Here is a 24,903-nt window from a genome sequence, read left to right as displayed (position 1 = left end):
TCAGCGCAGTCCCTTCGGTCCGAAGAACTGTTCCGCCACCGCGCCCAGCCAGTCCACCAGCAGTGCCAGCGCGACGGCGAGCACCGAACCGGTGACCAGCACCTTCGTCAGGTTGAGCTTGTAGCCGGTGTCGATGAGCAGGCCGAAACCACCGGCGTTGACGAACATGCCGAACGTCGCCGTGCCGACGGCCAGGACCAGCGAGGTCCGCAGGCCGGCCAGGATCAGCGGGACGGCCAGCGGGAACTCGACCCGCCACAGCACGCCGGAAGCCGACATGCCGATGCCGCGGCCGGCGTCGATGAGCGCGGGGTCGACCTGTTGCAGGCCGACCATCGTGTTCCGCAGCACCGGGAGCAGCGAGTAGAACGCCAGCGGCAGCGCCGCGACCCACAGCCCGCCGGTCGCGCCGGTGACGATGAACCACAGCACCAGCACACCGAGCGCGGGCGCGGCCTGGCCGATGTTCGCGACCGCCAGGAACACCGGTGCCGCCCACTTCGCGTACGGCCGCGTCACGAGTACGCCGAGCGGTACGGCGACGGCGACCACGATCGCGGTGACCACGACGGTCATCGCCAGGTGGTCGCGCAGGGCCTCCAGCAAGCCGGTGGCGTTGAGGGTTTCCTTCTCCGTCGCGGTCAGATCGCTGGCGAACACCCAGATGAGCACCGCGGCGACGATCAGCAGCACCACCGCGGGCTGGGCGAACAGCCGGACCCGTTCGGCGCCTCTGGACGAGGACTCGGTGGAGAACCCGGTATCGACGGCCGTCATGCGGTCACACCTTCCGCCGGGTTGTCGTCCGAGTGCTCCTCGCGCAGTTGCTGGATCGTCGAGATGACGGTGTCGAGCTCGATCGTCCCGGCGTACTCGCCGCGGGCGCCGGTCACCGGGACGCTGCCGCCCTCGGCGAGCATCGCTTCGAGCGCGTCCTGCAGTGTCGACTGGAGGCTGACCGAGTCACGCAGCGGTTTGCCCGCGGTGGCCAGCGACGTCGCCGCGGTCAGCTCGCGGACGTGGACCCACCGCATCGGACGACGACGCTGGTCGAGGACCAGCACGAAATGCTTGCGCTGCTGCGTCAGCTTCTCGCGGACGTCCGACGGCGATTCGCTCACCGCCGCCGTGAGCGCGTCCTGCTTCAGTTCGACGTCGCGGACCCGCAGCAGCGTCAGCTGCTTCAGCGAGGCACCGGCGCCGACGAAACCGGCGACCGTGTCGTCGGCCGGGTTCGCGAGGATCGCGTCCGGGGTGTCGTACTGGAGGATCTTCGACTGGTTGCCGAGCACCGCGATCTTGTCGCCGAGCTTCACGGCCTCGTCGAAGTCGTGGGTGACGAAGACGATCGTCTTCTTCAGTTCGGTCTGCAGCCGCAGCAGTTCGTCCTGCAGGTTGCCCCGGGTGATCGGGTCGACCGCGCCGAACGGTTCGTCCATCAGCAGTACGGGCGGGTCCGCCGCGAGCGCCCGCGCGACGCCGACACGCTGCTGCTGTCCACCGGAGAGCTGACGCGGGAAGCGGTCGCGGAAGTCGGCCGGGTCCAGCCCGACCAGGTCCATCATCTCCTCGACCCGGTCGTTGACCTTCTTCTTGTCCCAGCCGAGCAGACCGGGCACCACCGCGATGTTCTGCGCGACGGTGAAGTGCGGGAAGAGACCGGCCTGCTGGATCGCGTAGCCGATGCGACGGCGCAGGGTGTCGACATCGAGCTTCAGCGCGTCGTCGCCACCGATGGTGATCCGGCCGGACGTCGGCTCGATCAGCCGGTTGATCATCCGCATGGTGGTGGTCTTGCCGCAGCCGGACGGGCCGACGAACACCACGATCTTGCCCGCGGGCACCACCATCGAGAACTCGTCGACGGCCGGCTCGCGGGTCCCGGGGTAGCGCTTGCTGACGTTCTCCAGCTCGATTTCGACGCCGGATACGTTTTCAGGAGACTCAGCCACGGACACCCCTAGAGACGGTCAAACGGTTGATCAGGACGTAAACGGCGTCGAGGACCAGCGCGAGGACGACCACCCCGAGCGTCCCGGTGAGTGCCTGGTTGAGGGAGTTCGTGCTCCCCGCGTTGGTGAGCCCGGAGAAGACCTCGGAGCCGAGGCCCGGGCCCTTCGCGTAGGCCGCGATGACCGCGATGCCCATCAGCATCTGCGTCGCGACCCGCATGCCGGCGAGGATCGCGGGCCAGGCGAGCCGCAGCTCCACCCTGGTCAGCACGCCGACCCGGCTCATGCCGATCCCGCGTGCCGCGTCACTGACCGCCGGATCGACTCCGCTCAGCCCGACGATGGTGTTCCGGACGATCGGCAGCAGCGCGTAGAGCACCAGCGCGACGACCGTGGTGTTCGCGCCGAGGCCGAGCACGGGGATGAGGAGACCCAGGAGGGCGAAGGAGGGAACGGTGAGGATCGTGCTCGCCAGCGCCGTGGCCACCGCCGACCCGACCGGGCTGCGGTAGACCGCGACACCGATCAGCACGCCGAGCACGGCGGCCAGGATCGTGCACTGCACGACCGCGCTGACATGGAGGAGCCCCTGGAGGGCGAGTCTGTCCCACCGATCCGAGATGTACTCGAAGAGGTTCATCGCGTGCTGGTTCTCCCGCCGCCTCTGAGTGAGAGTCCTCACCCATTCGGAGTAGCTGTATCGGGAGCCTGACTACCCAAACCACACGCGGCCAAACCCCTGTTTACCGCCTTTTATCCTGTAAACCTTCCCCATATGGCCTAGATGGGCAACCGCACGCGCCGTCCGGCCAGCGTCTTTCTCACTGCTCAACAGCCGGGAGGACATCGACCGCTCGGCCGGACGTCGCATACCCTTCACCCCGTGAGCAAGCCACGTCATCACCGGAGCGCGTTACGCGCCGTGCGTGGCGGCTTGCTCGGCGTGAGCTCGGCGGCGCTCGCCGTGACCGCTCACGTGATCGGGGACGGCGAGGTACCCGATACGGCGATGACGTTGTTGCTCACCGTGCTCATCGGCTGGAACGCCGCCGCGCTCGCCGCCAAGGCCCGCGGCCCGCTCGCCACGATCGTCGATCTCGGCGCGGGCCAGGTCGTGATGCACCTCGTGCTCAGCTCACTGAGCAGCCACGAGTTGATGCACGACGAACCCGCCCCCGTCTCCGGTGGACTGGCGATGACCGCGGCGCACGTCGTCGCCACGCTGGTCACCGCGTTGCTGCTGGCCAAGGCCGACGGACTGCTGCTCGGGGTCCTCGCCTGCCTGCGCGCGCTGGTCCCGTTCATCCTCAACGCGCTCCCGGTGCCGGCGGCGACGCCGTCGCCGGTACTCGCCCGGCCGTCGGGCCCCGGTCACCTGGTCGGGGTCGACCTGCGCCGGGTCCACGGCAGGCGCGGCCCGCCACTGTTCTCCTGAACCGCAGCTCATCCCCCCTTACTCCGGCGAGGTCCCCGAACCCGCCTTTTCACTCATGTTCAGGAGTTTTCGTGTCCAAGCACGTCTTCAAGCGCGCCGGTTTCCTGGCCGCCACCGTCGGTATCACCGGTCTGCTGTCGGCCGGGGTCGCTTCGGCCCACGTCACCGCCAACGTCTACGGCCCCCAGCCGTCGAAGGGCGGCTACGGCTCGATCTTCTTCCGTGTCCCCAACGAGGAGAAGGACGCCGGCACGGTCAAGGTCGAGATCACCATCAAGCCCGAGTACGCCTTCGGGTCCGTGCGCACCAAGCCGATCCCCGGCTGGACCGCCGAAGTGGTCAAGTCCAAGCTGCCCAGCCCGGTGACCACGCCGTCCGGCACGCAGATCACCGAAGCCGTCACCAAGGTCTCGTGGACCGCGCAGCCCGGCACCAAGATCGCCGCCGGTTCGACCGAGTTCCAGGAGTTCCAGATCAGCGCCGGCGCGTTCCCGACGAACCTCGACGCGGTGGAGTTCCCGGCCACCCAGACGTATGAGAACGGCAAGGTCGTCGAGTGGAACCAGCCGACCCCGGCCAACGGTGAGGAGCCGGAGCACCCCGCGCCGAGCGTGAAGCTCGCCGAGAAGTCCGCGGACGGACACGGCGGCGCGCACGGCGGCGACGCGAAGGCCGAAGACTCGCACGAGGCTTCTTCGTCGTCCGACAACACCGCCCGCTGGCTCGGCGGCGCCGGGCTGGTCGTCGGCGCGCTCGGTCTCGGCGTCGGCGCCGGTGCCACCCTGCGCGCCCGTCGCGCGACGGCCGCCGCTTCCAGCAAGAACAGCAACACCGAGGGAACCGAATAAATGCGGAAAGCGCTCATCGCGCTGGCAGTCGCAGGGGTGGCGTGGCTCGCCACCGCCACCCCTGCGCTGGCGCACAACGTGCTGATCTCGTCCGACCCGGCGAAGGGCGCTTCGGTCGCCGCCGGGCCCGCGAAGATCACGCTCACGTTCGACCAGTACGTCCAGGCCGCGAACGTCAACCAGATCGCGGTCATCGGACCGGGCGGCGGACAGTGGGCCGAAGGCCAGGTCGAGGTCCGGGACAGCGTCGTGTCAGTGCCGCTGCGGCCACTCGGCCCGGCGGGCGAGTACAAGATCGGCTACCGGATCCTTTCGGCCGACGGCCACGCCGTCACCGGTGAGGTGCCGTTCACCCTCACCGCCGCGGGCACCGGGACACCGGCGTCCGTCGACGCGGCCAGGAGCGGCGGCGGCGAAGCGACGACCACTCCGGCGACCGGCGGAGAAAGCTCGTCCGGGGTACCGATCTGGGTGTGGATCGCGGGCGCCGTCGTACTGCTCGCCGTCGGACTGACCGTCGCCCTGCGCACCGGCGCCGGTGACAAGGAGAAGAGCGGGTCATGACACAGGCCGAGACCACCTCGCGCGCCCGCGTCGCCGTCCTGTTCTGTGTGGTGACGGCCGCGATCGTCGGCGCGCTGATCGGCGTCGCGCTGACGGCCACCGCGCCGGTGCCCGGAGTGGCGCAGGTCAGCGAGGCGGTCTCGGTCTCCATCCCGATCGTGCGGGTACTGCTGGACATCTCCGCGGTCGCGACGATCGGGCTCGCGCTGCTTTCGGTGCTGGTCGGCTACGACCGGCCGAAGCTTTCCGAGCCGATCATGCGCATCGCGCGGCCCGCGAGTGTCGCGGCGGCGCTGGTGTGGGCGACGACCGCGCTCGTCGCGCTGATCCTGCAGACCGCCGAGTACCGGCCCGGATCCAGCACACTGTCCATTTCGGACGTCGGCGGCTACATCGCCGACGTCGGCGCCGGGAAGGCGCTGCTGATCGTCGCGGTACTGGCGCTGCTGCACGCGGGACTCGGCGTGCTCGCGTTGAAGCACGGGGAAAAGGTGCCCGCCGAGGTCCGCGTGGGACTCGGGCTGTTCGCGCTGCTTCCGTTGCCGGTCACCGGGCACGCGTCGAACTGGAACTACCACGACTACACGATGATCTCGATGGAACTGCACGTGATGAGCGCCGTCGCCTGGACCGGCGGGCTCGGCGCGATGGCGGTGCTGCTCGTCGGGAACCGGACGCTGCTGGCGCACGCGCTGCCGCGGTTCTCCAAACTGGCGACCCTGTGCCTGATCCTCGGTGCGGCGACCGGGTTGTTCAACGGACTGATCGAGATCTCGCTCAACCCGTCGCTCGGGTTCTGGGAAGGCGTGTTCACCACGCCTTACGGACAATTGGTGCTGCTGAAACTGTTGTGCACCGGGGTGATCGCGGGACTCGGCGCGTACACGCGGTGGAAGCTGATGCCCCAGATCGTCCGGCACAACCGCACGGCGCTGGCCGCCTGGGCGACGCTGGAACTGACCGTCATGGGGCTGGCGTTCGGTTTCGCGGTCGTCCTCACGCGTGCCCCGGTCGTCCCGACGTCCTAGGCCTCGGTGTTGCGAAGGGCACTTTCACAACCCTCAACATCGTGAACATGGCGTCTTCGCGGGCGGGCGGGCGGGAGTGGCCCACGACCAGTGTCCCCAATGTCGCATTAGAGACACTGAGCGTCTCTAATGCGACATTGGGGACACTGACCGCGAGGCCTTTCGCGACCGCTGAGCGGTGCTAGCGGGTAACCCAACTAGAGCGTAAGTGCTACAGGATCTTTGCCTTGCCCCACGACGTAAAGCTGTTACCGGCTTTGCTCCATCCGGCCGCATTTGGCCGGTTTCGCTGTCCTCTCCGGATCATGCCCGCGATGCTCTACGCGTCGCTGGGGTAACCCACAGAGGGGATGATCGATGGGCAGCCCGATCCCGGGTGAAGGTGAAGTCCGCGCACCGGAGGTACCGCGCCAGCGGTCGGCGGGCAAACTCACCCGGCAGGTGAGTTCGGGACCGCGTCAGCTGCCGAACGCCCCCGCGCATTTCACCAACCGCACGGCCGAGCTGGGTCTGCTCGAAAAGCTGCTGTCCCAAGAAGAAGACGGCGGTGGCAGCCCGACGGTGCAACTGATCAGCGGTCAGGGCGGGATCGGGAAGACGGCGCTGGCGACGGCGTGGGGACATCGTCTCGGCGACCGGTTCCCCGACGGACACCTCTGGGCGGATCTGGGCGGGTTCAGCACCAACGGCCCGCTCACCGCGAGCGAGGCGCTCGGCCGGTTCCTGCGCGCGCTGGGTGTCCCGCCGGCGGGGCTGCCCGCGGACGTCGAGGAACTCGCCGCCCTCTACCGGACGACGACCGCCGACCGGCCACTGCTCCTGCTGCTCGACAACGCGGGTTCGACCGAGCAGGTGCTGCCACTGCTGCCCGCCTGCGCGGACAGCCTCGTGATCGTGACGTCGAGGCGCCGTCTCGGCAGGCTCCAGACCGAACACCGCGCGAAGCTGGTCGAACTGAACCCCTTCGGTTCCGCGCACAGTGCCGAACTGCTGCGCCGCGCCGTGGGCACCGACCGGGTCGGCGCCGAAGCCGAACACGCGGGGAAGATCACCGAGCTGTGCGGCGGTCTGCCGATCGCGCTCACCACGATCAGTTCCAAACTGGCCGCCCGGCCGAAGATGTCGCTGGAGAAGATCGCCACGGAGCTGCGGAAGGAATATCGTCGACTGGCCACGCTGTCGACGAAAGAGGCTCAATCGGTGGAAGCCAGCTTCAACCTGTCGTATGACGAGCTCCCGTCGGACGCGGCCGCCCTGTACGCGGCGCTCGGCCTGCACCCCGGCCCCGACTTCGGCGTCGGCGTCGCGGCGGCGTCGATCGCCGTCCGTCCCGAGGTCGCCGACGACCTCTTGGACCAGCTCGTCGACGTCGGACTGTTGATCGACCGCGGCGACGACCGGTACACGTTCCACGACCTCGCGCGCCTGCACGCCAAGGAGAAGACGGCGGGTAACGAGTACGACCGCGACATCGCCGTCCGCCGGATGCTCGAGTGGTACCTGGCCGCGGCGTCGGCGACCGCCGTCCTGACCACGCCCGATCAGGACGCGATCCCGTACCGCTACGAGTACCGGCCGTCGGCGCCGGTCACCTTCGGCTCCTCCGACGAGGCGCTCGACTGGCTGGAGCTGGAACGCGAGAACCTCATCGCCGCCGTCGAGACGGCCGCGGACGGGGAGCTGCCCGAACTCGGCTGGCAGCTCGCCGCCGCGATGTGGCCGCTTTTCCTGCTGCGCAAGCACTATCCCGACTTCCTGCGGGTCAGCGAGCTCGGTGTGCGCTGCGCGCGGGCGTGGGGCAACTCGTCCGCGCTGGCGCTGATGCACAACCGCAGCGGCGCCGCGAGCCGCGGTACCGGCCGCTACGACGAAGCCGTCGGGCACTACCAGGCGGGCCGCGAAGCCGCCCAGTCCGGCGACGACCACGTCGTCGAGATCCGCTCGGTGGAAGGTCTCGGCCTGGTCGCCCTGCAACAGGGCAGGCTCGATGACGCGGTGAAGTGGTTCGAGGAGGACCACCGGCTCAGCGAACGGCAGCAGCGCTCGCACGACGTCGGGCTCGCGCTGATCAACCTGGGCGCCACCCGCGTCCGGGCCGGGCAGCCCGAAGCCGGGATCCGCGACCTCGCCGGCGCTCGCGACATCCTCGAAGGCGACGACTACAACGTGGCCCGGGCGCGGATCGAACTCGGCCGCGCCCTCACCGTCACCGGGGACCTCGCGGCCGCACGGGCCGAACTCGAACCGGCGCGCGCCACCATGGAGTCCGCCGGATCGCGGTTCGAGGTCGCCAGGACGCTCCACGCCTTCGGTGAGATCGCCGAGGCGGAAGGCGAAACCGAGGAGGCCCGGCGGTACTACGACCAGGCGTTGCCCATCTTCGTCGGCCTCGGTCGCCCGGAGGCGGACGCACTGCGTGCTCGCTTGGCCCGTCTCTGATCTTCGAAGACACCGATCGGTGAACAACCCCCAGGTGAACTCAGCGCGCTAAATAACTGAGCGTAGCTGCAAGTTGCACATTTGGGGGAGCATTGATCCAATAGAAGTGATTAGCCCAGCCGAATTCGTCACCGTTTGATCGGTGATTTCGGGCAAGCGACGAACGGTCATTCGGCGTCGGCGAATGCACGTGCAAGTTACCGTTCCCGGGTGACTCACCGATACCGGTTCCAGCGGGCGCCGGTATGCCCGTTCCGGAGATCATCCAACCGTTTTCGCAGCTCATCACGCACGCTGGGGTGACTCCGGAGAATCGGGAGAACACTCGTGGTGAGCTTCAGTTCACGGATAGCGCGCAGTACCGAGAAGCCGGACCACGTGGTGACGTCGAATCCGTACCGCTCGGCGAAGACGCGATAGCGGGCCGGTGGATCACCGAACCGTTCACGGCCGACGGCGAGCGGCGTGAGGTCCCATTCCGGCGGCCCGACACAGGACGAATCGAAATCGCACAGCACCGGCCCGTCGGGCCCGGGGATCACATTCCCGGTGTGCGCGTCGCCGTGGACCAGGCCCCTGGGGAGCGGGAAGTCCAGCGCCGCGAGCCCTTCCTCGACCTCGGCGCAGCGCTCCAGCAGGAACCGCCGGTCGCCCTGGGACAGCTCCTCCGCGTCCGAAACCCGGGCGCGGACCGCGGCGAACGGCGCCCATTCGGCGAGCCCGTCGGGCGGCGGGAGGGAGTGGACGCGGCGCAGGAGCGCGGCGAGGTCCGCGGACTTCGCCTTCCGGCCGGTCGGCGGCACTTTCCACCAGACCGTGACGAGATGATCGCCGACCCGCAGGGGCTGCTCGAAGCCGGGAAGGAGCCGGATCGCCGGCACGTCGTGCCGTTCGAAATGCCGCGCGACCCGCACGACCGTGCCGACGCGATGCCGCAGCAGGGTGGAGCCGACGATCCGGACGACGAACGGCGCGCTCGCCAGCTCGTAGACGGCGTTGTTGGTGAACCTCAGCAGCCGGGCGCCTGCCGGATCCACCCCCAGCAGCGCGCAAGTACGCCCGAGGGCGTCATGCAGCTTGTCCGGCGTGAACCGGCCGTCCGGCCCGGGCGCCCCGGACCCGGTCGGCTCAGGCGGCGTAGAAGGCGTTGAGGCGTTCGGCGAGGTCACGGGCGTCGGCGTTGTTCCGGCGGCGCTCCGCCTCGACCTGAAGCGGCCGCATGCGGTCCTTCACCCGCTCCGACTTGATGCCCTCGGCGCAGTCGACGGCCTTGGAACCCACCTTGGCGCCATGATCGAGATCGCCTTCGAGCAGGTGATTCGTCGCCAGCGCGCTGAGCATGAACGTCTTGCTGCGGGCCATGTCGTCGTCGTAGGACTCGACGGCCTTGGTCAGCGCCGGGATCGCGTACTTGGTGTGCTCGGCGTTCTTCGACGCGAGCACCGTGTGCACGGTGCCGATCATGGCGTAGACGTCGGTCTCGGTGAAGAACTTGACCCAGGATTCGGCGGCGGCGATGTCGGCGCGGGCGAACTCGTCCTTGCTCCGGCCGAGCAGCTTCACGGCCTGCTCCTCGTTGCCCATCATCGCGTAGGCCCACGCCTCGTTGGCGCAGAGCACGGCGACCGCCAGTTCGGAGCCCGATTCCTGGGCGGCGATCTGGCCGAGCTGGAACAGTTTCAGCGCGTCGTTCGGGGCGTCCTGGTGCAGGTAGACGCGGCCCATCCGGTAGAGGACGTTGGCCACGAGCGGGTGGTTGTCCCCCTGTTTGGCCAGGTCGAGGGCGTTCGCGAAATGACCGCGGGCGGAGTCCATGAGGCCGGTGTCGAACGACGTCCAGCCCGCCAGGCTGTGCAGGTCGGCCAGCGCGACGAACAGCCGGTTCTTGACCATCTCGGTGCCGTTGGATTCGAGCATCTGCTGTCCCCAGGACAGCTGCGCGACCACGGCGTCCCGGCAGAAACCGCCGCCGTACTGGTAGTCGAGGGACCGCAGGGCTCTGGTGGCGGCCTCGACCTGGCGGACGTCGGTCATGCCGATCCGCCCGGGAGCGGGCGTCTTCGCCGGCCCCGCCGACCACGTACCCGATTCCGGACCGAACACCGCCGCACCCATCGTGACCTGGGCGGCGTGCGCGAGGAACCTCCGTCGCTTCACGGACTCGTCCTCCTCCGCCTGCTGGCCGTCGGCAGCGCCGACGACCTTGATCGCTGTCGCCTCGTCATAGGCGAGACCCATGTATCCCCGTGGGACACCAAGGCCGTCAGCGATGCGGGTGAGCACGTCGTACGCCATCACCTGGCGACCTTTGAGGATCTCGGACACCTCGGACTGCGACTGGCCGGTCATCGCGGCGATCTGGCGCTGCGAAACACCGTGCTTGCGCAATAGGCGGTACACGGCGGAGATCTCCCGTGTGGCCAGTGCGGCTCGCATCTCCGGCTGCTCCCAGGCATCCGGCGGCACGGGGTGACTCTGGCGGCTCGAGTCCGAGCCGGCGACAGCGCCGCCACCGATACTGGCGTCCATTGCGCCCCCTCACAGTTCCGTTGGGGTCGAGAAACAGCGTAGGCACACCTATTCAACCGTGTGAAACACCGGAATGCCCGTCGTGATCGGCCCGGCAGAAGTCGTTTGACCGCTTACCGTGAAACCTCGTCCGGTCACCGCTATGACGGCGGTTCGACCTTCTATCGCACTCGGTTTCACATCACTGTAGTTGTCAGATCTCCGTGACCGACCGGCCACCGGCCACGATCACAGAGAGCTACCAAGTCTCCGAACCCCCTACAGGTGCGGAAACGCGGTCACGAAGACGACGTGGAACGAGAGAGCGGAGAAGAGCCAGTGGAGTTCGTGGACTCGATCGCAACAGGCTCCATCACCGCGGGACGGGCCGGTATGGCCACGCGCCACCTGCGTCCGGCAGGCCCCGCCGGTCAGCAGGCGGTCGCCGTCGCCCCCGGTGCCAACCGTCCGGTCTCCCCTTCCGCCCCGGTCGACCCCCGTACCGCGAGTGTGCGCCGTTATGAAGGCGGACAGTTGATCTGGCGTGTGCAGTGCGGCGATCTCATCAGCCGCGAGCGCGCCGTCACCGTGTTCGTCGAAGACAACCAGGTGGTTCTCGTCTCGCCGCCCGGAGAGACCGCGCGCCTGACGTCCGGCCAGCTCGGACAGCTCAGGGCCGCGCTCAACGAAGCCGCCAAGATGGCGGAAAGGTAACGGTGAGTTCTCCGTGGATCAGGTCCTAGGGCAAGTCCTCCGCAACGCGGTTTGGGAACGCCTCGACATGCTCTCCGATCTCGCGACCAGGGCCGACGCGCAGTCGCTCGTCTCGGTCGCCCGCTCGGAACTCCCCCGGCTGACCGAGGGCTGGCGCGCCATGCTCCAGGCGCACGAGCCCGACGAGCGCGGGGATTGCCCCACCTGCTCGACCCGCTGGCACAAGTGCAAGGCCCCCTGCTCGGTCTGGCAGGTCGCGCACGAGCACCTCGTCGCCGGCGGTCTCGCGCCCCAGCAGACCGCGGCCACCCAGGACCACCGGCGGGAAAGCCGTCGCCGCGTCCCTGGTCAGACCCGCGGGGTGAGCCCCGCCGAGACCACCGGCAGGCACGCGCTGGTCAACCCGCGCCGTCCCGCCATCGGCGGCGTCCACGCCTAGTAAGCCGGCGGGTGGACGAAGCTCCGAGCGCCCCCTCGGAACGACGTCGTAACCCGCCTACGCCGGGAAGCGGTTCGCGCGTACCCCCGAACGTCACGAGCCGCTCTCGGTAATCACTCCGGTCCCCACCGCGATTAATCGAAAATTTTCGGCAGAACACCTAGCGAACGTAGTAATCGGTCGCTAGGTTGATGATCACAAACGCAACGCGAGATCCGTTCGGATCCGCGTTGTCATCCCCCGAACCCCGCGGGCCGGTGCCGTTGCACTCCCCTCCCCCGACCGGCACCGGTCCGCGGTCTCCAACCTCCTCAGCTGACGCCCTTCACCCGCGTGACCAGCACCGCGGCGAGGACGGTGGACAGCGCCGAAGCCGCGAAGAGGCTCGGATAACCGCCCAAGTACGCCAGGATCGGTGCGGTCAGCATCGGCGCGACCACCTGCGGCAGCGAGTTCGCGATGTTGATGACGCCGAGGTCCTTCGCCCGGTCCTGAGCGGCGGGCAGCACCTGCGTGAGCATCGCCAGCGCGACGGCCATGTACGCACCGAAACCGACGCCCAGCAACGGAGAGGCCGCGAGCGCGGCCGTCCAGTTCTGCCAGACGACGAGCAGCAGCGCCGCGACCGCCATCACCGCGGCCGCCGAGAGGACGTACGGCTTACGCCGTCCGGACCTGTCGGAGAAGTGACCGGCGATGAGCGCGCCGACGATGAGCGCGGCCCCGTAGAGCCCCATCATGATCAGCAACCCGGTGTCCGGGTCCTCGTAGTGCACGGCGTCCTTGAGGAAGAACAGCAGATACAGCGTCCCGAAGGCGTTGCCGAGGTTGATCATGAAGTGACAGCCCCACGCCCAGGCGAAATCCGGGTGCCGTCGCGGCGAGATCCACAGATTCGCCAGCACGTCCCGGGTCCGGACCGACGGCCGGTACTCGACCGGCAGACGCGCGTCCGGTGTGCGCAGCACGAAAGCCGCCGCACCCGCCAGCACGATGACCGCGCAGACCGCGTAACCCAGGGGAAGTCCGGCGAGGTCGAGCATCACCACGACCACCACCGCGCCGAGCACGGTTCCGAGCATCTGGGCGATCCCGACCAGCCCGCCGACCTGCGCGCGCTGGGGCACCGGCACCCGGTCCGCGATCGCCGAGACCAGCATCGCGAGCATGCCGTTCAGACCGGCCTGGACCAGGCACCAGCCGAGCACCATGACCGCGATGTTCGGCGCGAAAGCGAGCACGAGCAGCCCGGACGCGGCGACGACGGCGCCCACCGCCGTCCACGGATGACGACGTCCGCGCGCGGAACACGTCCGGTCCGAAAGCAGGCCGACGGCCGGGTTGGCGATCAGCGCGACGAGCGCGCCGATCCCGGTGACCAGGCTGAACACCGCTTCCTTGTTGGCGGCGTCCAGGATTTCGGCCTGCTTCGGCAGGAGGACCTGGATGGGCGCGTAGACCCCGAGCCACAGTGCGATGTTCGCGAAGAACAGCAGGCTCATCCAGCCCGCGCGAACCTTGGCGACCGGCTCGGCGAGCGCCTCCGGCAGTGCCCTGACCTCACTCATGGCGAACCAGTTTCCGGTACCAGCCGTAGGAATCCTTCGGCGTCCGCTTCTGCGTCTCGTAGTCGATGTGCACCAGGCCGAACCTCGGCTGGTAGCCCTTCGACCATTCGAAGTTGTCCATCAGCGACCAGACGAAGTACCCGCGGACGTCGACGCCGGCGTCCATCGCCTGCCGCACCGCGGTGAGGTGACTTTCGAGGAAGTCGACGCGTTCCTGATCGTGGACGTGCCCGTCTTCGGCGACGACGTCCTCGAAGCTGCAGCCGTTTTCGGTGATGTAGACGGGCGGGAGGTGCTCGCGGTAGCGCTCCTGGAAACCGACGAGGAGATCACGCAGCCCGTGCGGGACGATCGGCGAATCGTTGGTGGTCATCGGAAATCCCTCGATCGCGCGAAGCTCGAAGGGAAGGGGATTGCCTTCGCCGGGCGCCGCGACGCCTTGTGGCTCGTAGTAATTGACGCCGTAGAAGTCGAGCGGCTGCGCGATGGTGGGCAGATCTTCGGCGAATCCGGCAGGGAGATGGTCGATGACTTGTTCGGGATATCGGCCCAGTAGCACCGGATCCGCGTAAGTGCGATTGATGAGGGCGTCGATCCATTCGCCCGCGGCCTTGTCCTCCGGCGAATCGGAGGCGGGCCAGATCGGCGAGTGGTTGTTGGCGGTGCCGACACTGCGGGCGCCGGCCGCGCGCAGCGCTTGGACCGCGAGACCGTGGGCCAGATTCTGGTAGTGCGCGGTGGGAAGGGCGTCGAGCAGGAGCGTCTTGCCCGGGGCGTACTCGCCGATCGCGTACCCGAAGATCGACATGACCATGGGCTCGTTGAGCGGAATCCACATTTTCACCCGATCGGAGAACCGCTCGCCCACGATGGCGGCATACTCCGCGAACCTCTCGGCGGTATCACGGGAGAGCCAGCCGCCTTTGTCTTCGAGAGCCTGCGGGAGGTCCCAGTGGAAGAGCGTCCCGGCCGGCGCTATCCCGGCGGCGCAGACCTCGTCGATGAGCTCGTCGTAGAAGGCGAGCCCTTCGGCGTTGGGCTTCCCGTCACCGTCGGGCTGGATCCTGGGCCAGGCGAAGGACATCCGGTAGGCACCGACGCCGAGATCGGCCATCAGCGCGATGTCCTCCGGGTAGCGGTGGAAGTGATCGGCCGCTACCTTGGCGTCCTCCGCCCGCGCGATCTTTCCCTCCGTTTCGGTGAACGTGTCCCAAATGGACTGTCCCCGGCCGCCCTCTCCGGTCGCCCCCTCGATCTGGAAGGCGGAGGTCGAGACACCCCACAGGAATTCGGACGGGAAGATCGGATTCTCCACCGGCGGCGCACCTTTCCTCGGAGACAGGGCCGAACATGAAAAGTTCTCAGATACTATGCCTTCACTCGACCGTGGGGAACCCTGTCGGCACGATAAAGTCGCAGATCAGCGAAGGAGGAGCCCGAGTGTCCGACATCCAGGCCGCGAAACCGCAGACGGAGACGACTCCGCTCCGGCGGCAGCCCGTCCAGCAGCGCAGCGCCAAGCGGGTGGAGCAGATGCTCGACGCCAGCGCCCAGCTGATCGACGAACTCGGTTACGAAGCCCTGACCACCACGTTGATCGCGAAGCGCGCCGGGGTGGCGGTCGGGTCGCTGTACCAGTTCTTCCCGGACAAGCGGGCCGTGGTGCAGGCACTGACGCAGCGGAACCTCGAACGGTTCGTCAGCTCGGTGTCCGCGACCTTGAACGAACTCGCACCCGAGCACTGGTGGGACGTCGTCGACTCGATCCTCGACATCTACCTCGACATGCACCGTCAGGTCCCCGGGTTCTCGAAGGTCCACTTCGGTGACGTCGTGGACCGGCAGCTCCTCGACGAGACGCGCGACAACAACGCCGTCATCGTCGACGCGCTCACCGACATCCTTTCGGCGCGGATCTCTTCGCCGCTGGACGACATCCGGTTCGCGCTGACGATCGCGAACGAGACGGCCGACGCGTTGCTGAAGCTGGCCTTCCGGCGGGATCCGCGCGGGGACGAGCGGATCGTGGCGGAGGCGAAGTCCGTGGTGAAGGGCTACTTGGCGAGCAAGTTCGGCGAGGCCTGAGGTTCTTCCTTGCGCCTCAGTACAGGAAGCGGGCCTTCCTGCACTGAGGCCTTGTCCCCCATGCCACAAAGGCCACCTTCCGGACGTTGATCGTCCCGAAGGTGGCCTTCCCGTCACCGATGGATCCCCCTACGCCATTCGTGCCCATCGGCGACCGGACTAGACACCTCACCAGTCACACAGCCCCCATCAGCCACGCTCAGATGCGCCCTGACCTGGCTTTATCCACTTGTCCACAAAAGTTGTCCACACCCACTCACAGTTGTGGACAACCTCCCCGCTCACCCCTCCGATACCCCGTTCCCGACACCCCCTCCCGATACGCTGGTGCGGGGCCGCCCCCCAGGGACGGGTGGGGGGTGGGGTCGCGCGGGTCAGCCGAAGTTTTGGGACTCGCCTCGGTAGGTGGGGACGGTCCGGTCGACGCGGTCGCCGATGACGACGTGGTAGTGCGTGAAGCGTTCGGCGAGTTCGCCGGCTTTCGCGTGCCGGAGCCAGACGCGGTCGCCGAGTCTCAGGTGGCGGGCCGCTTCGCCGGTTACGGGCGTTTGGACTTCGCCGGCGCCTTCGAACCCGAGTAGCGAGAGACCTTCGGGCAGGTAAGGCGTCGGGAGGCGCGAAGATTCCGCGGGGCCTGAAGCGATGTAGCCGCCGGAGAAGAGCGTCGCGACCTTCGGCGCGGGACGCCGGACGACGGGGAGCGCGAAGAACGCGGCCGGACGCGGCGAGAAGTGCGCGTAGCCGTCGAAGAGGGTCGGCCCGATCAGGCCGGAGCCCGCCGCGATCTCGGTGACGGCTTCCTCGGCACCGGTCGATTCGACGCTGCCGCTGCCGCCGCCGTTGACGAACTCGAGGTCCGCCAGTTTTCGCACCGCGCGAACGGCGGCGGCACGACGCTTCGCGATTTCCACAATGGACTTCCGCTGCATCCAGCCGATGACGGCGTTCTTGACACCGTTGCCCGCCGCGTCGCCGAGCCCGGCGATCTGGCCCTCGTACGCCATCATCCCGACGAGCCGGAAACCCTTGCGGGACAGGATGGTTCGCGCCAGATCGGCGGCCTGGCGGGGACTGAACACCGGCGAGCGCCGAGTGCCGACGTGGATACCGGGCAGCGGCCGCCACGAGGCATCGAGTTCGAGGCAGACGCGGATCTCGGGGTGATCCTGGCCGAGCGCGGCGTCGACCAGATCGAGGTGTTCGGGTGAGTCGACCATGATCGAAATCGCCGCCCGCGCCCGGTCGTTCGCGGCCAGTCGTCGCAGCGCGCCGTGATCGGCGGTCGGGTACGCGACCACGATGTCGTCGGTCGTCCCCTGCTCCGCGTGCCAGACCGCTTCGGCGAGCGAGTAGCACATGAGGCCTTCGAAACCGGGCCGCGCGAGCACCCGTTCCAGCAGGTAGCGGCAGCGCACCGACTTGCTGACCACGCGGATCGGCTTGCCGGCGGCCCGCCGCAGCAGGTCGGCGCCGTTGGCGTCGAACGCATCCAAGTCGACAACCGCGAACGGAGGATCCAGGTCCTTCGTCGCCAAGTCGTACACCGTCGCACTGGTCACCCGAACTAAGGTACGACAGAAGGGCTTGAAACGCGAATACTATTCACTTACTGTTTCGGCACTCACATACTCACACCTGACAGGTGGGCGCATGACACGGTGGAGCAACTGGGCCGGGACCGCGACGGCGTCGCCGCTGCGCGTACATCGGCCGCGCGACACGGACGGGATCGCCGACGCGATCGGCCGGTCCGTCGCGGACGGACGTCGTCTGCGCCCCTGGGGCAGCGGCCACTCGTTCACGGCCATCGCCGCGGCCGACTCCGACGCCATGGACCTCACCGGCTGGACCGGCATCGCGTCGGCGGACGTCGCGAAAGGCCTGGTCACCGTTCGTTCGGGCACCACGCTCAAACAGCTCAACGCCGAACTCGACGCGCTCGGGCTGGCGATGACCAACCTCGGCGACATCGACGCGCAGACCGTCGCGGGCGCGATCTCGACCGGCACCCACGGCACCGGCGCGCGGCTCGGCGGCATCGCCACGCAGATCGCCGCACTCGAACTCGTCCTCGCCGACGGCACCGTGGTCACCTGTTCGACCGACGAACGCCCCGACCTGTTCGCCGCCGCGAGGGTCGGTCTCGGCGCACTCGGCGTCATCAGCACGGTCACTCTCCAGTGTGAACCGTCCTTCCTGCTTTCCGCGCAGGAGCGGCCGGAACCGCTCGAACAGGTCCTCGAAGGCTTCGACCAGTTCGCCGACGAGAACGATCACTTCGAGTTCTACTGGTTCCCTTACGGCAAGAACGCGCTGGTCAAGCGCAACAACCGGCTCCCGGCGGGCACCGAGCGCAAACCGCTCGGCAGGGTGAAGGAATTCGTCGACTACGAGATCACGGAGAACATCGCGTTCGGCGGCCTCTGCCGTCTCGGCCGCGCGATGCCGAAACTCGTCCAGCCGCTCGGCAGGTTCGCGTCGAACATCCTCTCCGCCCGCGAGTACAGCGACACCTCGCATCGCGTCTTCGTGACCCATCGCGGTGTGCGGTTCGTCGAGTCGGAGTTCGCGATCCCCCGCGAAGCACTCCTCGACGTCTTCGCCGAGCTTCGCGCGCTGGTGCCGAAGCTGGAGAACCCGGTCGCGTTCCCGGTGGAGGTGCGCGTCGCCGCCGCGGACGACATCTGGCTCTCGACCGCGAACGGCCGCGACTCCGCCTACATCGCGATCCACCAGTTCCTCGGCATGCCGTACCGCGAGTACTTCGCGAGTTTCGCGGCGATCGTCCGCGAGGTCGGCGGCCGTCCGCATTGGGGCAAGATGCACGACCTCGACGCCGCGGCCCTCCGCTCGTGCTACCCGCGCTTCGACGACTTCCAGCGGGTGCGCAAGGAGGTGGACCCGGCCGGGGTCTTCGCGAACACGTACCTCGACCGGGTCCTCGGAACCGTCTAGGCGGTCTCGAAGAGTGCGCTGACCGACTCCCCGTTGTGGATGCGCCGCATCGCCTCCGCCAACGCGGGCGCGATCGACAGGACCCGCAGCTTCGGGCTCTGCTCCTCCGGCGCGATCGGCACCGTGTTCGTGCAGACGACCTCCAGCACGTCCGGCTGGCTGCCGATCCGATCGAGCGCGCCGCTGGAGAAGAGGCCGTGCGTACACGCGACACGGATCGAACGCGGCTTCAGTTCCCGCAGCTTGTCGAGCAATTCGATCACCGTGCTGCCCTTGGCGATCTCGTCGTCGAGGACGATCACGTCGCGGCCGGTGATCTCACCGATCACCGAACTGATCTCGACCCTGTCGTCGGCGAAGCGCTGCTTCGCGCCGGCCGCGACCTGGACGCCGAGCAGCCGGGCGAAATGCGCGGCCTCCTTGGCGTTGCCGAGATCCGGCGACACCACGGTGGTCCGGGAGAGGTCGTACTGGCGGAAGTGTTTCGCCAGTTCCTGCAAGGCGTGCAGGTGGTCGACCGGAACGCTGAAGAACCCGTGCACCTGCGGCGAGTGCAGGGTCATCGCGAGGACTCGGTCCGCGCCGGCGGTCGCCATCAGGTCGGCGACGAGACGGCCGCCGATCGAAATGCGCGGCGCGTCCTTCTTGTCCGAACGGGCGTAAGAGTAGTGAGGCATGACGACGGTGATCCGCTTCGCCGACGCACCGCGCGCGGCGTCCAGCATCAGCAGCAGTTCGACGAGGTTCTCCTGCACCGGCCGCACCAGCGGCTGGATCAGGAAGACGTCACGTTCGCGGCAGTTTGCCTGAAGCTGGACTTCGAGGCAGTCGTTGGCGAACCGCTGCACCCGCACGGGATGCAGCGGGACACCGAGATGGGTGCAAATCTCTTCGGCGAGCCCGGGATGTGCGCTACCGCTGAAAACCGCGATGTCCTCGCGCAAGGACCTACTCCGTTCACTTAAAAGACGGATTACGTCCACACACTAGTCGAGGTACTTTTTTCCGCCGAGGCTTCATCCGACAGAGCCCAGAGCCCTGGGTGTCAGAGCGCGGAAACGGCCTGAGAGATAGCAGTATCACCCGAGATCGCTTCGAGGACGCGGCCCGCCGTCGACGGGTTGTCGAGCAGCGCGACCAGCGTCGCGGCGACGTCCTGGCGCGGGATCGGCCCGCGTCCGGTCGCTTCCTCGATCCGGATCGAGCCGGTGCCTTCGTCGTTGGTGAGCTGACCCGGCCGCAGGATCGTCCATTCGAGATCGCGGGCGCGCAGATCGTCCTCCGCCGCTTTCTTGGCTTTGAGGTAGATCCGGAAATCGGGCGATACGTCCGCGGTCTCCCATTTGTCGGCACCCATGGAGCCGACCTGGATATGCCGCCGGACACCCGCCTGCTCGGAGGCGGCCGCGAAGAGTTCCGCGGCCGCTCTGTCCACAGTGTCTTTGCGATCCGTGCCGCTGCCGGGGCCGGCGCCCGCCGAGAAGATGGCGGCGTCGGCGCCTTCGAGCACCTTGGCCACGGCGTCCACATCGGACTTTTCGAGGTCGAGGACGACGGCTTCGGCACCGATCGCTTCGAGATCGGCGACGTGATCGGGATTGCGCACGATCCCCACCGCCTGATCACCGCGCTCGGCGAGGAGTTTCTCCAGCTTCAGCGCGATCTGACCGTGTCCACCCGCAATGACTACTCGCATGGACCCGACAGTAATGCGTCTACTCGACTTCGGCAGGGGCCTCGGTGGTGCGCAGCAGCTGGTCGTAGACGATCTCGTTGACCAGGCGCGAAACCGGGTCCTCGTCCAGGATCATGCGCTCGTTGTGACCTTCGAGGTCGAGGTCGGTCACCGCGTTGGGGTCGGCGGAGACGATGCCGAGGCCGTAGGCACGGGCCCGCGGCAGGCAGTTGCCGACATAGTCTTCGGTCAGTACGGCTGGCGATGGGAGCACCATCGCGGCCTCGCCGTAACGTGCGAACGGGACCGCGGAGGCCATCGCGGTGCGCCAGTGCCGGGCGACCGCGAGGACACCGATGATCTCGGTGGCCGGCGCGGGTGCGGTCGCGGCCAGCTCTGGCCATGTCCAGGTGTCGACGGTGGCGCGATCGACGACGGGACCCATGCCCATCGCGATGCGCTCCGCGTGCACGTCGGTACGGAGCCGGGCGACCACGCAGATCTTGCGGCCGAGCACGGTGGTCTCCGGCAACACGATGCCGTTCCAGCCGAGCAGGGCGGCGGCCTTGCGTGAAAGCTCCTCGACGCTCGCGGGCAGTTCGATCGGCGGCACCACCCGGCTCGGCAGTGACCGGCTGCGCTTCGCGCCACCGGCGACCGTCGAGCTCTCCATGTTCGGTGTAGCCGCCACGTTCCGCCTCCTTCGAACCTGGTTTCCCTAAGGCTCTTCATCCCGTGCCACCTCGGTGGAAGCGGCACATGACCTGTCTAACAGGGCCGGGAGGCGGGGGCGCCGGACAACGGGAGTGGCTGCGATCGGCGGCACCTTGTCATCGGTGACCGGTCGGTAGGCGGTCATCGGACTTCAGTCCGACCGTGCCGCCAACCGAGTGAGAGCGAGGTAAGTGGTGTTACCGGGCGTCTCCGAACGGTCACGGGTACGAACTGGCCGCCACCGAACACCGGCGCGGCAACGGAAGTAGGGCATTGCTCCATTCAGCCCAGTGAATATCCATTCCACTGTGGACGTTCATGGGGGACTTCCCGCAGGTCAAGGTCATCCGACCGTCGCATTCCGGAGGAGATCTTCGACGCCCGGGGTGCGCCACTCGTCCATCACGACGATCTGCCTGTCCGCAAGGAACCAGATCCGCTGGGTCACCTGCGCGTCGCCCACGCCACCGGTCTGTCCACGAGGAACACACTGGATCGTCCACTCCTCATAGGTCGCCGTGGCGGTGCCGACCGGCGCGGTGGCGGAAGTCGTCTGCCTCGCGTCACCCTCTTGGCGCAGGTCCTTACGCCCGGCGGCGTTGCAGGCACGGCCTCCGGCGCTGCGGCGATAGAAACCGCCCGGCCGGTAGGGCGGTTGTTCGGCCGACTGCTCGGTGTTGTCCGTCAGGAGGAAGTACTTGCAGTTGAAGTACTTCTTGGGGTCGGGGCAGCTCGAGTCGACGATCACCTTCTCCAGCCCCTGCGACACCGCCGTCCAGCCCGGCGGCAGATGCAGGGTGAGCGCGCCCGCCGAGACGTCGGTGTAGCCCTGCGGCGGCGGAGCGCTGGACGCCGATCCCTTGACGGTCTTGCCGCCGGTCAGGCCCGCGACGAGTTCGGGCTTGAGCAGGTCGGACATCTTGTCGTACGGCAGTTTCATGGTCTGGACGCCGCAGGCGGTCTCGAAACCGAGCCGGTTGAAGTTGATCGTGAGCTCGACCTCGGCGGGCGTGAAGCTGGGGAAAACCTTCAGTTCTCCGGGTCCGGCGAGGTCGGCGGCCTTGATCGGGGTCCAGGTCGTGAGCGCGCAGCCCTGGTTGTGATCGGGCCAGAGACGATCGCTGAGCTCCAGCATTCCCTCGTCCGAGAACTTCCCGGGACGGAAGAGATCCGCGGGCGCGACCGGGTGACCGCCGACGAGGTCGATCAGCACGACGGAACGGCCCATGTTCCAAGTCGAATGTGGAGCGTTGTCGAGGCCGTGTTCGTAGCGGACCGAGAGGTAGCGCTCGTTCTGCATCCGCACGTCGACCACGGTGTTGAGGACATACGGGCCGCGTTCGGGTTCGAGCTTCGCGGCGCCCGGCCCGGTCTCGCGGTTCCAGGCGTCGATCGGCGCCATCAGCGCGTCGTTGACCCGTTTCGACCAGGCCTGATCCGGTCCGCCGGTCACCTCCGGGTACTGCCCGCGGAACTGGAGATTCGTGCCGGGGACGGCTCCGGTCCGGGTCTTCATGGCGACCTTGAGCGCGACGGCCTGCTGCGTCGTCGTCGGCGGTGCCTGCGGCGGAGTGCTCGGTTCGGAGAAGATCACGACGGAACCGACCACGGCGGCCGTCGCCGCGGCGACCCCGATGGCGATCTTCAGGCCGGCCGCGATGCCGCCGGTCGACGCGGCCACCGCGCCCGTTCCGGCGGCGGCGACACCGGGAGCGGCGGCCGTCCCGGCGCCGAGCAGGGCGAGCGGCGTCATCGCGGCGAGCAGACCCGTCGCCTTCGCGAGCCGGGACCAGCCCTTGCGCTCCCAGTCCTCGCCGTAACCCGCACGGGCGACGCGCTCCAGTTCGCCGACGAAGGTCAGCGCGTCGGCCGGTCGTTTCGACGGGTCCTTCGCCATCCCGAGCGCGACGATCTCGTGCACCGGATCGGGCGCTTCGCCGAACGGGATGGGCGCGTGTTCGTGCAGTGTGCGGAGCACTTCGGTGTCTTCGGCCTGATACGGCCGGTGCCCGGCGACGCATTGGAAGAACACGCAGGTCGCGGCGTAGACGTCGGTGGCCGGAGTGGACTGTCCGCCCGCCCACTGCTCGGGCGCCATGTACGCCGGGGTGCCGACGGTCGGGCCCCGCTCACCGGCCAGCACGGCCGTGCCGAAGTCGACCAGCTTGCTCTCACCGGTGTCGGCGACCAGGACGTTGCCCGGTTTGTAGTCGCGATGGACGACGTGGGCGGCGTGCGCCGCGGCCAGCCCGAGCAGCGAGCCCTTCAACACCGCGAGAGCCGCTTCGGGTTCGAGGACGCCTTGGGCCTGGAGAACGGAGCGCAGCGAGACGCCGTTGATCGCCTCCATCACGATCGCCGCGCCCTGCGGCGTCTCGAAGAACTCGTACAGCCGGACGACGTGCGGACTCGAAACCCGGTGCAGTGCCAGCGCCTCCTGCCGGAACGCGGCCAGCTGCGCCGGATCCGCGGCGAACCGGGAGAAGAGGTACTTGATCGCGACGACGTGGCCGGTGTTCTCCTGGCGTGCCAGGACCACCCGGCCGAAGGTGCCCGCCCCCAGCTGTTCCAGCTCGGTGAAGCCGGAAAGTCTCCACTCGTCGTTCAGTTCCCCGGTGCTCACGGCCAGCGCGCCTCTTCCAGAATCTTGTCGAGACCCGGAGTGTTCCATTCGTCGACGATCACGAGCTGCGTTTTCGGCAGGAACCACACCCGCTGAGTGACCGTCCCGCCGCCCGAACACGTCAGCCGCCATTCCTCGTAGGCGGCCTTCTTCGTCCCGATCGGCCGAAGCTCCTTCACCTGCAAGACGGGCGAGCCCTGCGTTTCGGTTGCCATCCCGATGGAATGACACGGACGCGGACCGGTCGACCGGTTGTACGGCTTGCCCGGTTCGTACGCCGGAGTGCTCGGGTCCACTCGCGAGTTGTCGCTGAAGACGACGCTTGCGCACTGGGCCGGCTGGGCCCCGCCGCTCGCGCACTGGTCGGCCGTCACCAGGTAGCGCTCGCTGTACGCGTTGGTCAGCAGCGACCATTTCTCCGGTGTGGTGATGGTGAACGCGCCGACGTCGTCCTCTTTGGTCCGTTGCCCCTGCGTGCCTCCGGAGGCGAGGCCGAGCAGGCCCTTGGTCGTGGGGCTCATCAGGCCGGACAGCCGGTCGTACGCGACGGTGACCTCCGTCGGATCGCAGACTCGGGGGTAGCCGAGCGCGGAGCCGTAGACGAAGAACCGCATCCCGTTCGCCGTGGGCGCCGCCTGCACGATGGAGTCGTAGTCGAAGGTGTAGCGCGCCGACATCGCGGTCGCCGGAAGGTGTTCGACGTCGTTCCGCGCCCCTGTAAGGCAGTCGCCCGGCTTCGCCGCCTCCAGGATCCGGTCTTCCACCATCCGCATCCGCGCGGCCGTGCCGTCGACGTTGTCGAACAGGTGCGCGGTGGAGACCTGCTCGCCGGTCGTCAGATCGATGACTACCGGGCGGATGCTGAAGCCGCCGTGGTTGCCGAACTGCACGGTGTCGACCGAGCGTTTGTAGACGACCGACACGAGCTTGTCGTCCTTGCGCAGGATCTCGGCCTCGGTCTTCATATGCGGGATGTCGCCGTCGGGTTCGCGGGTGCGTGGATGGCTGTCGGGCCAGAAGTTCTCCAGCCAGGCGTCGATGGGCGCCATGAGGGCCTTGTTGGCCCGTTCCTCCGCGGCCTTGTCCTTGAGCCCGCTGATCCGGACGTACTTGCCGTCGTAGTCGTAGCCATCGAACTTCTCGGTGCGGGTGAGGAGGTCGACCTGCATCGCGGCCACCGTCGTCGTCTGCGGTGGCGCCTCGTCGCTGTTCGAGTTGACCACCACGACCGTGCCGACGGCGGCCGCGGTGACGGCCGCCGCCGCGGCGGTGATCTTGAGCCCCAGCGCGATCCCGCCGCCGGTGGTCCAATCGTCGTCAACGGCGTAGAAGTCGAGGTTCGGCATGAGCTCACTA

Annotated in this window: 21 protein-coding genes and 1 pseudogene; 9 read left to right on the top strand and 13 right to left on the bottom strand. The window is 68.1% G+C overall.

What is annotated here, in order from left to right; genetic code table 11:
- Genes H5J31_RS29570 through H5J31_RS29560 form a run of 3 tightly spaced genes read right to left on the bottom strand, consistent with a single transcriptional unit; the run spans position 1 to position 2,592 of the window.
- The gene (locus tag H5J31_RS29570) at positions 1-777 is read right to left on the bottom strand and encodes an ABC transporter permease (RefSeq protein ID WP_181775940.1); all 777 of its coding nucleotides are present in this window, start codon (positions 775-777) and stop codon (positions 1-3) included.
- Positions 774-1,958 carry an ABC transporter ATP-binding protein gene (locus tag H5J31_RS29565; protein ID WP_407925072.1) on the bottom strand — a complete coding sequence of 395 codons (1,185 nt, stop codon included), beginning with the start codon at positions 1,956-1,958 and terminating at the stop codon, positions 774-776. The genes H5J31_RS29570 and H5J31_RS29565 overlap by 4 nt, the downstream gene beginning before the upstream one ends.
- Positions 1,945-2,592 (bottom strand): ABC transporter permease, encoded by a 648-nt coding sequence (locus tag H5J31_RS29560; RefSeq protein ID WP_181775962.1) that lies wholly within the window; start codon positions 2,590-2,592, stop codon positions 1,945-1,947. Before H5J31_RS29560 ends, H5J31_RS29565 begins: the two co-directional genes overlap by 14 nt.
- 303 nt (positions 2,593-2,895) lie before the next feature.
- Here H5J31_RS29560 and H5J31_RS29555 point away from each other — a divergent pair, with 303 nt between their 5' ends.
- From H5J31_RS29555 to H5J31_RS29535, 5 genes are all read left to right on the top strand, one after another.
- Positions 2,896-3,387: a hypothetical protein gene (locus H5J31_RS29555; protein ID WP_181775961.1), complete on the top strand. Its 492-nt coding sequence runs from the start codon at positions 2,896-2,898 to the stop codon at positions 3,385-3,387.
- A gap of 71 nt (positions 3,388-3,458) precedes the next feature.
- Complete coding sequence (locus H5J31_RS29550; RefSeq protein WP_181775938.1) at positions 3,459-4,235, top strand: YcnI family copper-binding membrane protein; 777 nt, start codon at positions 3,459-3,461, stop codon at positions 4,233-4,235.
- Positions 4,236-4,799 (top strand): copper resistance CopC family protein, encoded by a 564-nt coding sequence (locus H5J31_RS29545; protein WP_181775937.1) that lies wholly within the window; start codon positions 4,236-4,238, stop codon positions 4,797-4,799.
- Entirely contained in the window at positions 4,796-5,827 is a 1,032-nt protein-coding gene (locus H5J31_RS29540; RefSeq protein WP_181775936.1) for a copper resistance D family protein, read from the top strand. Before H5J31_RS29545 ends, H5J31_RS29540 begins: the two co-directional genes overlap by 4 nt.
- Positions 5,828-6,184: 357 nt before the next feature.
- On the top strand, positions 6,185-8,266 hold the full coding sequence (locus H5J31_RS29535; protein WP_181775935.1) for an ATP-binding protein: 2,082 nt from the start codon (positions 6,185-6,187) through the stop codon (positions 8,264-8,266).
- Positions 8,267-8,481: 215 nt separating this feature from the next.
- Here the strand turns inward: H5J31_RS29535 and H5J31_RS29530 are convergent, their stop codons facing one another.
- Both H5J31_RS29530 and H5J31_RS29525 read right to left on the bottom strand, forming a co-directional pair.
- Positions 8,482-9,309 (bottom strand): phosphotransferase family protein, encoded by an 828-nt coding sequence (locus H5J31_RS29530; protein WP_268880908.1) that lies wholly within the window; start codon positions 9,307-9,309, stop codon positions 8,482-8,484.
- Positions 9,310-9,394: 85 nt separating this feature from the next.
- The gene (locus tag H5J31_RS29525; protein WP_181775934.1) at positions 9,395-10,795 is read right to left on the bottom strand and encodes a helix-turn-helix transcriptional regulator; all 1,401 of its coding nucleotides are present in this window, start codon (positions 10,793-10,795) and stop codon (positions 9,395-9,397) included.
- A gap of 318 nt (positions 10,796-11,113) precedes the next feature.
- Here H5J31_RS29525 and H5J31_RS29520 point away from each other — a divergent pair, with 318 nt between their 5' ends.
- Positions 11,114-11,488 (top strand): hypothetical protein, encoded by a 375-nt coding sequence (locus H5J31_RS29520; protein WP_181775933.1) that lies wholly within the window; start codon positions 11,114-11,116, stop codon positions 11,486-11,488.
- Positions 11,489-11,501: 13 nt separating this feature from the next.
- Positions 11,502-11,927, top strand: coding sequence for a hypothetical protein (locus H5J31_RS29515; RefSeq protein WP_181775932.1), 426 nt, complete (start codon positions 11,502-11,504; stop codon positions 11,925-11,927).
- Positions 11,928-12,238: 311 nt separating this feature from the next.
- Here the strand turns inward: H5J31_RS29515 and H5J31_RS29510 are convergent, their stop codons facing one another.
- Together H5J31_RS29510 and H5J31_RS29505 are read right to left on the bottom strand one after the other, a co-directional pair.
- Positions 12,239-13,495, bottom strand: a complete 1,257-nt coding sequence (locus tag H5J31_RS29510; protein WP_181775931.1) for an MFS transporter — start codon at positions 13,493-13,495, stop codon at positions 12,239-12,241.
- Positions 13,488-14,810, bottom strand: coding sequence for a GH1 family beta-glucosidase (locus tag H5J31_RS29505; protein WP_181775930.1), 1,323 nt, complete (start codon positions 14,808-14,810; stop codon positions 13,488-13,490). The genes H5J31_RS29510 and H5J31_RS29505 overlap by 8 nt, the downstream gene beginning before the upstream one ends.
- Positions 14,811-14,935: 125 nt before the next feature.
- On the opposite strand from H5J31_RS29505, the gene H5J31_RS29500 reads away from it, so the two are divergent.
- Entirely contained in the window at positions 14,936-15,580 is a 645-nt protein-coding gene (locus H5J31_RS29500; protein ID WP_181775929.1) for a TetR family transcriptional regulator, read from the top strand.
- A 374-nt stretch (positions 15,581-15,954) separates the two neighbouring features.
- Here the strand turns inward: H5J31_RS29500 and H5J31_RS29495 are convergent, their stop codons facing one another.
- Positions 15,955-17,139, bottom strand: a complete 1,185-nt coding sequence (locus H5J31_RS29495; RefSeq protein WP_181775928.1) for an amino acid deaminase/aldolase — start codon at positions 17,137-17,139, stop codon at positions 15,955-15,957.
- Between the two features lie 91 nt (positions 17,140-17,230).
- Between H5J31_RS29495 and H5J31_RS29490 the strand changes: the two genes are divergently transcribed.
- Entirely contained in the window at positions 17,231-18,535 is a 1,305-nt protein-coding gene (locus H5J31_RS29490; RefSeq protein WP_181775927.1) for a D-arabinono-1,4-lactone oxidase, read from the top strand.
- Here the strand turns inward: H5J31_RS29490 and H5J31_RS29485 are convergent.
- The 5 genes and pseudogenes from H5J31_RS29485 to H5J31_RS29465 form a co-directional block, all read right to left on the bottom strand.
- The gene (locus H5J31_RS29485) at positions 18,532-19,479 is read right to left on the bottom strand and encodes a ribose-phosphate diphosphokinase (RefSeq protein ID WP_181775926.1); all 948 of its coding nucleotides are present in this window, start codon (positions 19,477-19,479) and stop codon (positions 18,532-18,534) included. The genes H5J31_RS29490 and H5J31_RS29485 overlap by 4 nt on opposite strands.
- Before the next feature lie 101 nt (positions 19,480-19,580).
- Complete coding sequence (locus tag H5J31_RS29480; protein ID WP_181775925.1) at positions 19,581-20,231, bottom strand: SDR family oxidoreductase; 651 nt, start codon at positions 20,229-20,231, stop codon at positions 19,581-19,583.
- 19 nt (positions 20,232-20,250) lie between these two features.
- A complete protein-coding gene (locus tag H5J31_RS29475; RefSeq protein ID WP_181775924.1) occupies positions 20,251-20,901 on the bottom strand; it encodes a hypothetical protein in 651 nt (216 codons plus the stop codon).
- Positions 20,902-21,267: 366 nt separating this feature from the next.
- Positions 21,268-23,547 carry a serine/threonine-protein kinase gene (locus H5J31_RS29470; RefSeq protein ID WP_328701645.1) on the bottom strand — a complete coding sequence of 760 codons (2,280 nt, stop codon included), beginning with the start codon at positions 23,545-23,547 and terminating at the stop codon, positions 21,268-21,270.
- Positions 23,544-24,903: pseudogene (locus H5J31_RS29465) on the bottom strand (serine/threonine protein kinase); the annotation flags it as partial. The pseudogene H5J31_RS29465 and the gene H5J31_RS29470, both read right to left, overlap by 4 nt.

Source organism: Amycolatopsis pittospori (assembly GCF_013870525.1).
Taxonomy (GTDB): domain Bacteria; phylum Actinomycetota; class Actinomycetes; order Mycobacteriales; family Pseudonocardiaceae; genus Amycolatopsis; species Amycolatopsis pittospori.
The sequence above is the reverse complement of the archived record's forward strand: the minus strand, read 5'-3'. Positions and strand labels throughout refer to the sequence as shown.